The organism is Herminiimonas sp. CN (genome assembly GCF_000622895.1).
Taxonomy (GTDB): Bacteria; Pseudomonadota; Gammaproteobacteria; order Burkholderiales; family Burkholderiaceae_D; genus AVCC01.
In genome coordinates, this window is sequence record NZ_AVCC01000089.1 from 1 (window position 1) to 12,285 (window position 12,285).

Annotated in this window: 13 protein-coding genes; 9 read left to right on the plus strand and 4 right to left on the minus strand. The window is 60.1% G+C overall.

From position 1 onward, the window contains the following. Nucleotides 1-41: 41 nt before the first annotated feature. The 4 genes from HMCN_RS0115035 to HMCN_RS0115050 are packed head-to-tail and all read right to left on the minus strand — an operon-like array spanning nucleotide 42 to nucleotide 4,638. Nucleotides 42-2,066, minus strand: a complete 2,025-nt coding sequence (locus tag HMCN_RS0115035) for a sodium:solute symporter family protein (RefSeq protein ID WP_369792159.1) — start codon at nucleotides 2,064-2,066, stop codon at nucleotides 42-44. After that, complete coding sequence (locus tag HMCN_RS0115040; protein ID WP_025918149.1) at nucleotides 2,066-2,338, minus strand: DUF4212 domain-containing protein; 273 nt, start codon at nucleotides 2,336-2,338, stop codon at nucleotides 2,066-2,068. Before HMCN_RS0115040 ends, HMCN_RS0115035 begins: the two co-directional genes overlap by 1 nt. Further along, a complete protein-coding gene (locus tag HMCN_RS0115045; protein ID WP_025918150.1) occupies nucleotides 2,335-3,909 on the minus strand; it encodes a sensor histidine kinase in 1,575 nt (524 codons plus the stop codon). Before HMCN_RS0115045 ends, HMCN_RS0115040 begins: the two co-directional genes overlap by 4 nt. A 9-nt stretch (nucleotides 3,910-3,918) precedes the next feature. Further along, on the minus strand, nucleotides 3,919-4,638 hold the full coding sequence (locus tag HMCN_RS0115050) for a response regulator transcription factor (RefSeq protein ID WP_025918151.1): 720 nt from the start codon (nucleotides 4,636-4,638) through the stop codon (nucleotides 3,919-3,921). 278 nt (nucleotides 4,639-4,916) lie between these two features. Here HMCN_RS0115050 and recA point away from each other — a divergent pair, with 278 nt between their 5' ends. The 9 genes from recA (at nucleotide 4,917) to HMCN_RS20050 (ending at nucleotide 12,121) form a co-directional block, all read left to right on the plus strand. Beyond that, nucleotides 4,917-6,005 (plus strand): recombinase RecA, encoded by a 1,089-nt coding sequence (gene recA / locus HMCN_RS0115055; RefSeq protein WP_025918152.1) that lies wholly within the window; start codon nucleotides 4,917-4,919, stop codon nucleotides 6,003-6,005. Between the two features lie 155 nt (nucleotides 6,006-6,160). Continuing rightward, nucleotides 6,161-6,616, plus strand: a complete 456-nt coding sequence (recX, locus tag HMCN_RS0115060) for a recombination regulator RecX (protein ID WP_025918153.1) — start codon at nucleotides 6,161-6,163, stop codon at nucleotides 6,614-6,616. A gap of 230 nt (nucleotides 6,617-6,846) precedes the next feature. Continuing rightward, a complete protein-coding gene (locus HMCN_RS0115065) occupies nucleotides 6,847-7,428 on the plus strand; it encodes a DUF2889 domain-containing protein (RefSeq protein WP_025918154.1) in 582 nt (193 codons plus the stop codon). A gap of 51 nt (nucleotides 7,429-7,479) precedes the next feature. Further along, on the plus strand, nucleotides 7,480-8,643 hold the full coding sequence (gene sucC / locus HMCN_RS0115070; protein ID WP_025918155.1) for an ADP-forming succinate--CoA ligase subunit beta: 1,164 nt from the start codon (nucleotides 7,480-7,482) through the stop codon (nucleotides 8,641-8,643). A 20-nt stretch (nucleotides 8,644-8,663) separates the two neighbouring features. Continuing rightward, entirely contained in the window at nucleotides 8,664-9,545 is an 882-nt protein-coding gene (gene sucD, locus HMCN_RS0115075) for a succinate--CoA ligase subunit alpha (protein WP_025918156.1), read from the plus strand. A gap of 303 nt (nucleotides 9,546-9,848) precedes the next feature. Continuing rightward, entirely contained in the window at nucleotides 9,849-10,646 is a 798-nt protein-coding gene (locus tag HMCN_RS0115085) for a Stp1/IreP family PP2C-type Ser/Thr phosphatase (protein ID WP_025918157.1), read from the plus strand. Nucleotides 10,647-10,663: 17 nt separating this feature from the next. Further along, a complete protein-coding gene (locus HMCN_RS0115090) occupies nucleotides 10,664-11,314 on the plus strand; it encodes an FHA domain-containing protein (protein ID WP_025918158.1) in 651 nt (216 codons plus the stop codon). A 184-nt stretch (nucleotides 11,315-11,498) separates the two neighbouring features. After that, complete coding sequence (locus tag HMCN_RS19460; RefSeq protein WP_155837593.1) at nucleotides 11,499-11,672, plus strand: hypothetical protein; 174 nt, start codon at nucleotides 11,499-11,501, stop codon at nucleotides 11,670-11,672. Then, nucleotides 11,669-12,121: a prepilin-type N-terminal cleavage/methylation domain-containing protein gene (locus tag HMCN_RS20050; protein WP_155837594.1), complete on the plus strand. Its 453-nt coding sequence runs from the start codon at nucleotides 11,669-11,671 to the stop codon at nucleotides 12,119-12,121. Before HMCN_RS19460 ends, HMCN_RS20050 begins: the two co-directional genes overlap by 4 nt. The last annotated feature ends 164 nt before the right edge of the window (nucleotides 12,122-12,285 follow it).

A 12,285-nucleotide genomic window follows, 5' to 3' on the forward strand; every position in this document is an offset into this window, starting at 1 on the left:
GAAGCGCATTCGTTCTGCCGTTTTTGATTTTGCGCCGCCACTCAGGGCGTGCGGATATAGTCGACAAAGGCCCGCATTTCTTGCCTGGGCGGCGGCGTCAGCAGGCTGGCGATTACCAGCGCCAGCATCCCGGCCGGCACCCCGAATACCCCGGCCGAGATCGGCGCAATGTGAAACCATTGGCCGGCGCTGCTGCCGCCCAGGGTCGGATGCGTATGCGCCATGTAGTACACGCAGACGGCAAAACCGGTAATTATGCCGGCGATCGCGCCCTGCTGGTTGGCGCGCTTCCAGAACACGCCCAGCACCAGCACCGGGAATAGCGTCGACGACGCTAGCGAAAATGCGGCGCCCACCATCGACAGGATGTCGCCCGGTTTCAGCGATGCGGTATACGCAGCCACCAGCGCCACCACCACCAGCAGCAGCTTGGAAATCGTCACCCGTTTCTGGGTCGATGCGGCCGGATCGAGGATCTTGTAGTAAATATCGTGCGACAGCGCGTTCGAGATGGTCAGCAGCAAGCCGTCGGCGGTCGACAAGGCGGCCGCCAGGCCGCCGGCTGCGATCAGGCCGGAGACCACATATGGCAGACCGGCGATTTCCGGCATGGCCAGCACGATGATGTCGCCGTCGATGGCGATTTCCGCCAGTTGCACGATGCCGTCATGGTTGATGTCGACAATCGAGATCAACGGCGCAATCTTGTCGATGCTGGCCCAGTACGACACCCACGGCGGCAGGCTGGTGAAGGTGGTGCCGACCAGCGAAGTGTAGATTTCGTACTTCACCAGCGCCGCCAGCGCCGGAATCGTGAGGTACAGCAGGATGATGAAAAACAGCGACCAGAACACCGAAGCGCGGGTTTCCTGCACCGATGGCGTGGTGTAGTAACGCAGCAGTATGTGAGGCAAGGCGGCGGTGCCCATCATCAGGCAGAACACCAGCGCCAGAAAATTGTTGCGCTTGATGTCGGAGGCGGCCGCATCCTTGGCCGGAAAGGGGGTGCCGTGATCGAGGATCGGAGCGGCCCGTGCCAGATTCTGCGCCTGCGCCTCGCTCCAGAGGGTGCGCGCTTCTTCGCTGGTTTTCGGGTAGCCCGACAACGCCCGTTCGGCGGCCTTGATTTCGATCAGGGTGGCGCCGTTCTTCTTGAGGCGATCGACCTGCGCTTGCAATACCGCGCGGCCCTGCTGCAGCGAGGCCGGCAATGCTTGCATCTTCTGCGCGTACTCGGCGGCAGCGTGCCGGAACACGGTGCGCACCTGCTGCTCTTTTGGATCGCGCTCCAGCCTTGTTTCGGCCTGGCCGATTTTCGCCAACACCGCGCCATAGGCGATTTGCGGCACCGGCACGCTGGTGTGCTTGGCCGACAGCCAGAACACCGGGATCATGTAGGCGGCGATCATGATGATGTATTGTGCAATCTGGGTCCAGGTGATGGCGCGCATGCCACCCAGGAAGGAGCAGACCAGGATGCTGGCCAATCCGAGGAAGATGCCGACCGAAAAATCGACCCCGGTAAAGCGCGAGGTAATCAGGCCGACGCCGTAGATTTGCGCCACCACATAGGTAAACGAAATCAGGATGGTGGCAATCACCGCCAGGATTCGGACCGGGTTGCCGCCGTAGCGTGCCGCCAGGAAATCGGGAATCGTGTACTGGCCGAATTTGCGCAGGAACGGTGCGATCAGCAAGGCCACCAGGCAATAGCCGCCGGTCCAGCCGACGATGTACGCCATGCCGTCAAAACCCTGCAGGTACAGGCCGCCGGCCAGGCTGATGAAACTGGCCGCCGACAGCCAGTCGGCGGCGGTCGCCATGCCGTTGAACAGCGCCGGCACGCGCCGTCCGGCCACATAATATTCCGAGACATCGGAGGTGCGGCTCATGACCCCGATGCCGGCGTACAGCGCGATGGTGGCGAACAGGAACAGATAGCCGATCCAGGTTCGCGGCACGCCTTCGAATTCCAGGATCGAGAGCGCGCCCAGGAACAGGATCAGACCCAGCGTATACCAGGCGTAATAGCGCCGGAGTTTACGATTGAAAATCCTGCTCGCCATCAGTCCGGGTTCCTGCAGCGCCGGTCCAGCGTGCGCATGCGCCACGCATAGATGGCGAGTATGGCCACATAGGTCAAGGGTATGCCCTGGGCAACCATGTAAAACGATAGCGGCCAGCCGAAGATGGTCGTCTGTGACAATTCCCGGGCGAAGAAAATGCCGCCGAAGGTGACGGCCAGCCATGCCAGCAGCAGTGCTGCCGTCAAGCGCCTGGTGGCGCGCCAGTGGGCGGCGCGCCGGGGCGGTGTCGATGGCCGGCTGGAGCGTGTCATCCCAGATCCTCGATGATGGCCGGGCGCTGTTTCATCTGCAGGGTGACGCGAAACAGGCTGCCGGGAAACTTGGGGTCGCGCTGATGCGGATTGTGGAAGATGTCGATCACCGCATCGTGCTGCTGGACGATTTCCTTGACGATCGCCAGCCCCAGCCCGCTGCCTTCGACATTGCTGCCCAGGATGCGGTAAAAGCGCTCGAAAATATGGCTGCGGTCGATGGCCGGAATACCCGGCCCGGTGTCCTCGACTTCTAGAAATGCTTGTCCATTGGCTTCGTCGCTGCGCACCCGCACGGTAACGCAGCCATGCGGCGGCGTATACCGCAGCGCATTGTCGATCAGATTGTTGAGCAGTTCGCGCAGCATCAGCGGATTGCCCAGGATCATGATCGGGTGCCCCGGCTGCTCGAAGCCTAAATCGATCCGGGAAGAAAAAGAGGCTTGCACCCAGTCCTGCACCGCATTGCGCGCCAGTTCCGATAGCTCCAGCGGCTCGAACGGTTTGGTGGCAGGAGTCTGGTTTTCGGCGTGCGCCAGTGCCAGCAACTGGTTGACCAGGCGGGTGGCCGATTCCGAGCTCTTCGATAATTGCAGCAGCGAACGGTGGATTTCGCCCTGGTCGGTCTGGCGCAAGGCCAGTTCGGATTGCATCCGCATTCCGGCCAGCGGGGTTTTCAGCTGGTGCGCGGCATCGGCGATGAAGCGCTTTTGCAATTCGATCGATTGCGATAGCCGTGCCAGCAAGTCGTTGAGCGAATTCACCAGCGGCGAGATTTCTTCCGGCACCTGGCCCGAGTCGATCGGGCTCAAATCGTCCGGCCGGCGGTTGCGGATGCGTTGCTGCAACTTCGCCAGCGGCCGCAGGCCGCGCGCTAGCGCCAGCCAGACCAGCGCCAGCGCGATCGGCAGAATAATGAACTGCGGCATGATCACGCCCTTGATGATTTCATTGGCGAGCTGGGCCCGCTTTTCCAGGGTTTCGCCGACCTGCACCAGCGCCGTTTCAGGTTCCTTCGCGGCGGCCATGTCCGACTGCGGCTGCCAGCGATGCAGATCGACATAAGTGTAGGCAATCCGGATCTCGGTTCCGTGCAACGTGGCGTTGCGAAAGGCGACGATGCCGGGCGCGGGTTTTTCCTCATCCTGCGGCAGCGGCATGTCGCGGTCGCCGTCGATGAACTCGGCGCCCGGCCCCTGCACCTGGAAATACACATAATCGATGTCGTCGGCGCGCAGCATGTCGCGCGCAGCGGCGGTAGTTTGGGACACGACTTTGCCGCCGATCTGCTTGACCTGCTGTGCCAGTACCGCGACCCGGTCTTCCAGTGCATGATCGAACGGCTGATTGGCGATCGTCTTGGTGACCAGGTAAGTGATGGCGATGCTCATCGGCCACAGCAGCAGCAAGGGCACCAGCATCCAGTCCAGGATTTCGCCGAACAATGAGCGCTGGATCGGCTCGTCGGGCGGAGTTGCCGGGATATCGGTGGCATATGCGGCATCCGATCTCGGGTCGGCCACGGGTGCAGCATCCGCCGTGCCGGCGTCGATTGGACGGGCATCGCTCATCAGTTGCAATTAACGCGGCGTCGATGCAGCAGGCGATCCGGGAGGTGCGCCGGCTGGAGTTTCAGGAAATTTTTCAAGGCAGTAGCCGAGTCCGCGCACGGTGGCGATGCGTATTCCGCCGATCTCGATTTTCTTGCGCAGCCGGTGTACATAGACTTCAATTGCGTTATTGCTGACTTCCTCGCCCCATTCGCACAGATGGTCCACCAGCTGGTCCTTGGAAACCAAGCGGCCGGTACGCTGCAGCAGTACTTCCAGCAAGCCGAGTTCGCGCGCCGACAGCTCCAGCATCTGCTCCCCGATATAGGCGATGCGGCCCACTTGGTCATAGGTCAGCGGGCCGTGCTTGATGACGGTCGGGCCGCCGCCGGCGCCGCGTCGCGTCAGCGCGCGCACCCGCGCTTCCAGTTCGGATAGCGCAAACGGCTTGGCCATGTAATCGTCGGCCCCCAGATCGAGCCCCTTGACGCGCTGCTCGACCGAATCGGCTGCGGTCAGGATCAATACCGGCAAATGCGAATTGCGCGCGCGCAGGCGGCGCAGCACTTCCAGGCCCGGCATCTTGGGGAGGCCGAGATCCAGAATCAGCAGGTCGAAATCCTGGGTCGACAAGGCGGAATCGGCTTCCAGGCCGTTTTGCACGTAATCGGTCGCATAGCCAGCCTGCCGCAGGGAACGGGTCAGGCCATCGGCAAGCACACTATCGTCTTCCGCAAGCAGGATACGCATGGTTTTTTAATAAATCGTCAAGAAATAAGCGGGAGCATGGGCGCGTCGCAGCGGAAAAGGAACGCACTGGCGCCTGCAGGATATGGCTTACAGTCTATTGCGTTTCAATCCCGGCAGCAAGGCGCAGCCAGTTTTCGGTTTCAAGTATGATCGAAAGTAAGAAGGCGCTTGCAATTCGTACTGTTTTTTTATACAGTGCTATTTGCAACGCGATTCAACCCGAGCATTACCGTGAATACCGTGCGCTGCAAGCGCACCCTTACTGCTGAAAGAAATTTATGGACGACAAGAAATCCGCTCCCGCTACAGACAAAAGCAAAGCCCTCGCTGCCGCGCTGGCGCAAATCGAGAAGCAGTTCGGCAAGGGCTCGGTGATGCGCATGGAAGATGGCGCGGTGGTGGAGGAGGTGCAGGTCGTTTCGACCGGCTCGCTCGGCCTCGACATTGCGCTGGGCGTCGGCGGCTTGCCGCGCGGCCGCGTGGTCGAGATATACGGCCCTGAATCCTCCGGCAAAACCACGCTGACCCTGCAAACCATCGCGGAAATGCAAAAGCTCGGCGGCACCTGCGCCTTCATCGATGCCGAGCATGCACTCGATGTCGGTTACGCCAAGAAGCTGGGCATCAACCTGTCGGAGCTGCTGATTTCACAACCGGACACCGGCGAGCAGGCGCTTGAAATCACCGATGCGCTGGTGCGCTCCGGCAGCGTCGACCTGGTGGTCATCGACTCGGTCGCCGCGCTCACGCCGCGCGCCGAAATCGAAGGCGACATGGGCGATTCGCTGCCCGGCCTGCAGGCGCGCCTGATGTCGCAGGCGCTGCGCAAGCTGACCGGCAGCATCAACCGCACCAATACGCTGGTGATCTTCATCAACCAGATCCGCATGAAGATCGGCGTCATGTTCGGCAACCCGGAAACCACCACCGGCGGCAATGCGCTGAAATTTTACGCATCGGTGCGGCTGGATATCCGCCGCACCGGCTCGATCAAGTCCGGCGATGAAGTCATCGGCAACGAAACCCGGGTCAAGGTCGTCAAGAACAAGATCGCACCGCCGTTCAAGGAAGCCCATTTCGACATTCTGTATGGCGAAGGCACGTCGCGCGAAGGTGAAATCCTCGATCTGGGCGCCGATGCCAAGATCGTCGAAAAGAGCGGCTCCTGGTACAGCTACAACGGCGAACGCATCGGCCAGGGCAAGGACAATGCCCGCAATTACCTGAAAGAGCGTCCCGAGCTGTCGCGTGAAATCGAAAACAAGGTACGCGCCTCGCTAGGCGTGCCGGAGTTGCCGCCGCTTGCCGCCGATGCCCAAGCCAAGCCGAAGGCCAGGGATGCGGAGGCGGAATCGGCGAAACCCTGATGCGCCTCGCCCCCTCTGCGCTGGCACAAGGGGGATGCGCGGCTGGGTGAGCCGGGCAACTGCCGGGTTTCGCCGCGGTTTTTCGCGGCGCGGGCCGCACGCTGTTTTCGCGTGTTTTTTGAAATGACCGGTACCGGTTCTGCCGATTGAAAATCATGGCGGCATTAAAAATCAGCCTGAAGGCCCGTGCGCTCAGATATCTGTCGGCACGGGAGCACAGCCGTACCGAGTTGGCGCGCAAGCTGGGCCGCTATGCGGAGGCGTCCGACGATATCGAAGCTCTGCTGGATTTTCTGGAAGCGCAAAACTGGCTGTCGCAGGCCCGTTTTTCGGAAGCCCTGGTCAACCGGCGTGCCGCACGGTACGGCAACAGCCGCATCCTGTCCGAATTGCAGAGTCACGGCATAGCCGGCGCTGCACTGGGCGAAATCAAGACGGAACTGGCAGCGGACGAGGTCGCGCGCGCCTGCGCGGTCTGGCACCGAAAGTTCGGCACGCTTGCCACTGACGCCGCCGAGCGCGCCAGGCAGATGCGTTTTCTGCAGCAACGCGGCTTTTCCCATCGCGCCATCCAGGCCGCCGTGCGCGGCACAACCGATAACGACGACTGATCCCCTGCGTGTGGAGCGTCGTCGCGCCTGGCGCGATGCGCAGACCGGATGCGATATTTGATTGCGCTCAATAGCCGGCATTTTTTTCAACACGGTTTCGATGTGCTACACTTTTCCGGTTTTTGCACTGCCGCAAGAGCGGCTGCTATCGTATGAATCCGCAGAAGCTGCGGTAACGAGACGCAATTGCGGCTTGATTAATTTTACCGATTGGTTCGGTATTGGTACCTATGCCCCTGTCACTACCCGTTGTCCAGCGTACGCGCAAGCACACGCGCACTATCAAAATCGAGGCGTTTGCGCGCGAAGATGGCCTATGGGACATCGATGCCTGCATTGCCGATATCAAGACCCGCGATATTCAGCTCGCCTCCGGCGTGCATCCGGCCAATACGCCGATACATGAACTTTGGCTGCGCCTGACGATTGACACCCAGTTCAACATCATCGAGGTCGAAACGGCCTCCGACGCCGTCCCTTATCCCGGCTATTGCGACACGATCGGCCCCGATTACCGGAAAATGGTCGGCCTGAATCTGCGCTCCGGCTTTCGGCATCAGCTCAAGCAACTGCTATCCGGCACGCACGGCTGCACCCATCTGACCGAACTGGCACAGATCCTGCCGACCGCCGCGTTCCAGGCGTTTGCCGGCGAGGCGCTCAATGACAGCGATGACGATCTGCAAAACCAAAAACCATTTGAACTCGACCGTTGTCATGCATTACGTACCGATGGTGCGGCGGTCGCGAAATATTATCCGCGCTGGGCCCGCACGCCGCCAGCAGATATCTCCGGAAATCCAGCCAGTTAGTTTCATCCATAGTGTTTTTATCCATACCTAAGCGTCTGAAGGGAATCTCGCATGAAAATCCATGAGTATCAGGGCAAAGAAATTCTCCGCAAGTTCGGAGTGACGGTTCCGCGCGGCATTCCGTGCAATTCCGTAGATGAGGCAGTCAAGGCAGCCGAGACCCTTGGCGGTCCGGTTTGGGTCGTCAAGGCGCAAATCCATGCCGGCGGTCGCGGCAAGGGCGGCGGCGTGAAGGTTGCCAAGTCGCTCGAACAGGTGCGGGAATTCGCCGGCCAGATTCTCGGCATGCAACTGGTCACGCATCAGACCGGCCCGGAAGGCCAGAAAGTACGTCGCCTGCTGATCGAGGAAGGCGCCGACATCAAGAAAGAACTGTACGTCAGCATGGTGACCGATCGTGTCAGCCAGCGCGTGGTCCTGATGGCGTCCAGCGAAGGCGGGATGGACATCGAAGAAGTGGCGGAAAGCCATCCGGAACTGATCCATCAAATCGCGATCGACCCGGGCGTCGGCCTGACCGATGCCGAAGCCGATGACATCGCCGCCAAGATCGGCGTGCCGCCGGCATCGATTGCCGACGCGCGCGCGCAATTGCAAGGCTTGTACAAGGCGTACTGGGCAACCGACGCCTCGCTGGCCGAGATCAACCCGCTGATCCTGACCGGCTCCGGCAAGGTTATCGCGCTCGACGCCAAATTCAACTTCGACGCCAATGCGCTGTTCCGCCAGCCGGAAATCGTCGCTTACCGCGATCTGGACGAAGAAGATCCGGCCGAAATCGAAGCATCCAAATTCGACCTCGCTTACATCTCGCTCGATGGCAACATCGGTTGCCTGGTGAACGGCGCCGGCCTGGCGATGGCGACCATGGACACGATCAAATTGTTCGGCGGCGAACCAGCCAACTTCCTCGACGTCGGCGGCGGTGCGACGGCGGAGAAAGTGACTGAAGCGTTCAAGATCATGCTGAAGAACCCTGGCCTGAAAGCCATTCTGGTGAATATTTTCGGCGGCATCATGCGCTGCGACGTGATCGCCGAAGGCGTGATTGCCGCTTCCAAGGCAGTATCGCTGCAAGTGCCGCTGGTGGTGCGCATGAAGGGTACCAACGAGGACATCGGCAAGAAAATGCTTGCCGAATCCGGCCTGCCGATCATTTCGGCCGACACGATGGAAGATGCAGCCAAGCAAGTCGTCGCTGCCGCCAACGCTTAAACATCGTACAAGGAACCAATATGTCGATCCTGATCAACAAAGATACAAAAGTCATCACCCAAGGCATCACCGGCAAGACCGGCCAGTTCCACACTCGCGGCTGCCGTGATTATGCGAATGGCAAGAACTGCTTCGTCGCCGGCGTGAACCCGAAGAAAGCCGGCGAAGATTTCGAAGGCATCCCGATCTACGCCAACGTCTCCGAAGCCAAGGCCGCCACCGGCGCCACCGTTTCCGTCATCTACGTACCGCCGGCAGGCGCGGCAGCGGCGATCTGGGAAGCAGTCGAAGCCGAACTCGACCTGGCCGTCTGCATCACCGAAGGCATCCCGGTGCGCGACATGATGGTATTGAAGGACCGCATGGCAAAAGCCGGCAGCAAAACCCTGCTGCTGGGCCCGAACTGCCCCGGACTGATCACGCCGGACGAAATCAAGATCGGCATCATGCCCGGCCATATCCACAAGAAAGGCCGCATCGGCGTGGTATCGCGTTCCGGCACCCTGACCTATGAAGCAGTCGGCCAGCTGACCGCGCTCGGCCTGGGCCAATCGTCGGCAGTCGGCATCGGCGGCGACCCGATCAACGGCCTGAAGCACATCGACATCATGAAGATGTTCAATGACGATCCTGACACCGATGCGGTCATCATGATCGGCGAGATCGGCGGCCCGGACGAAGCCAATGCGGCGTACTGGATCAAGGAAAACATGAAAAAGCCAGTCGTGGTCTTCATCGCCGGCGTCACAGCGCCGGCCGGCAAGCGCATGGGCCATGCCGGCGCGCTGATCTCGGGCGGTGCCGATACCGCGCAAGCCAAGCTCGACATCATGGAAGCCTGCGGCATCAAAACCACCAAGAACCCGTCCGAAATGGCGCGTTTGCTCAAGGCAATGCTGTAATTCGCAACTGCCGCAAGCAACGACGGGGAGCTGCGGCTCCCCGTTGTGCTTTGCACGCAGCGCGGCAACGTCTTTGCCGGCGCACCTTGCTGTTTCTGAATGTCGCACATACATATATGTGTATTTTTTTGCGTCGCAATAAAACAGGGCGACAGCACATTGTTTTTTCGTATACCCATGATGAATATCAATATTTTCAATGCGTGCCGACAACCGCATCGCGCCGCTATTGACGCCCAGCAGCGGCTTGGAAGATTATTTCGTCTTCCGCATCCTTGCGTACAGCACTGCTGAGCCGTCCCGATGACACCCGAAGCACACGGCAACCTCGAATTCGCCGCCCTGACCGACATCGGCCGGGTGCGCCGCCAAAATGAAGATGCGGTCGCCATCAGCGCCGGCTGTGGCTTTGCGCTGCTGGCGGACGGCATGGGCGGGCATCTGGCCGGCGAAGTCGCCAGCGGCATGGCCGCGACCATCATCAAACAGGCGCTGGAAGACAAGCTGCTGCGCCACGCAGGCGGTGCACGGGCCGAAGTGCGGCAGCATCTGCAGCACTGGGTGCGGGAGGCAATCGCCCTGGCCAACGAGCGCATCCTGCAGGCAGCGCAGAATCAGCCCGGCTGCCGCGGCATGGGCACCACGCTAATGCTGGCGCTGCATTTCGACAACACGCTATGCGTCGCCCACATCGGCGACTCGCGGCTGTACCGGTTGCGCGGCGCCGCGCTGCAACTATTGACCCGCGACCATTCGCTGCTGCAGGAGCAAATCGCGGCCGGCCTGATCACGCCGGAACAGGCGGCGCACTCCAGAGACCGCAACCTGATCACCCGCGCGCTCGGTGTCGCAGCTCTGGTTGAAGCCGAGTTGCACGATCACGATTTTCAACCCGGCGACATCGCACTGCTTTGCTCGGACGGCTTGACCGACATGGTGCCGGAACCGCAGATCGCCGGGCTGCTGGATGCCCACCGATCGAACCTGCCGCACGCTTGCGCGCAACTGATTGCCTGCGCCAATGAGCGCGGCGGTCAGGATAATGTCTCGGTAGTTTTACTCAAAGCGCGCGATAATGAACGCCGGTTTGGAACCAGATAGATCGCAGGAGAAACAGCATGGCCAAAATCATACTCATGGCAGACGGTGCCGTATTGCAGGAAATGACGCTCTCGAAAGAGCGCATCACCATCGGCCGCCGGCCCGGCAACGACATCGTCATCGACAATCTCGCCATCAGCGGCCAGCACGCCGCCATCACCACCATAGCCGACGACTCCTTCCTGGAAGACCTCGGCAGCACCAACGGCACGCTGGTCAACGGCCAGCCGGTCAAAAAGCACTTCCTGCAAAACGGCGACGTCATCGAGCTGGCCAAATACCGGATCCAATACCAGGCCGCGCCGCGCCGCGAGAGCGGCATTGCCAGCGCCGCCGCCGATGCCCTCAGCACGCTGACGCAAAACACGCAGCCCTACAACCCGGCGCAAATGTACGACGACGGCGTCCGCCAGGGCAGCATCAAAATCACCAGCGGCGCCAGCAACGGCAAGGAAATGCGCCTGACCAAGGCGCTCACCACCATCGGCCGCCCCGGCATCGCCGTCGCCGCCATCACCCGCAACCCGCAAGGCTTTGCCATCACCCACATCGAAGGCGACAGCCATCCGGTCGTCAACGGCCAGAGCATCGGCGCCGCCACCCATGCACTGCGGGACGGCGACATGCTCGATATTGCCGGCACCACGATGCAGTTCAATCTCGGATGATGCCGGCTGCATTAAATAAGGTTGCGTGTATTTAACTGCACCGCTTTAAAAATCTGCGGAAAGTGCGATGTTTAACCGCATACCCTGCTGTTTGTGATGCCCTCCCGGGCTGCGCAAAGCGCGGCCGCATGCCCGGACAAAACCGATGCAGCCTGGCTCGGGCGCTGCGGCGATCTGACAATTCATGCCGGCACTGACAATTTTTGTCAGTGCGGCGACAAAAAACTTCCTTTACTGCCTGATTTTTGAGCGAAAAGATCGCAATTCGCCGTTTTTTGCGCTGGCACAACATTTGCTGATAGGTAAGCATGGCAGAACGACTGTCAGCATTGTCAACCACAGGGAGAAATACAAATGAAATCGATGAAAATGATCCAACGCGCACAAAAAGGTTTTACGCTGATCGAATTGATGATCGTTGTTGCGATCATCGGTATCTTGGCGGCGGTCGCGTTGCCGGCGTATCAAAATTACATGAAAAAAGCTAAATATTCTGAGGTAATTCTTGCAAGCCAAGCTGTCAAAAGTGAAGTTGAAGTCTGTGCCCAAGACTTAGATGGAATTGCTGCTTGTGTTGGAGGCAGCAATTCAATTACTGCAGACATCGCAACAGGAAAGGGAACTAAATACGTAGATACAGTTACGACAGCAGCAAATGGCGTAATTACAGTCGTACCTGTAGCAATTGATGGCATTACCGCCGCAGATACTTACGTTCTGACGCCAACCTACGCTAACAGCAAAGTTACATGGAAAACTACTGGAAGTGGATGTATTGCATCGCAATTGTGTAAGGAAATTAAGTAATTTGTGAGCTAACTCACGTAGCGACGCGTCACCGGCGCACACCAAAACACCCCATGCGTGGGGTGTTTTTTTTGTTCCGTGCCGTTTGCAAACATCGGCTTGAGGCAGCGATGGCCTGGTGTGCCGATGCGGAAGACGCTGCGCTTTTCCGTCCCTACCTGACT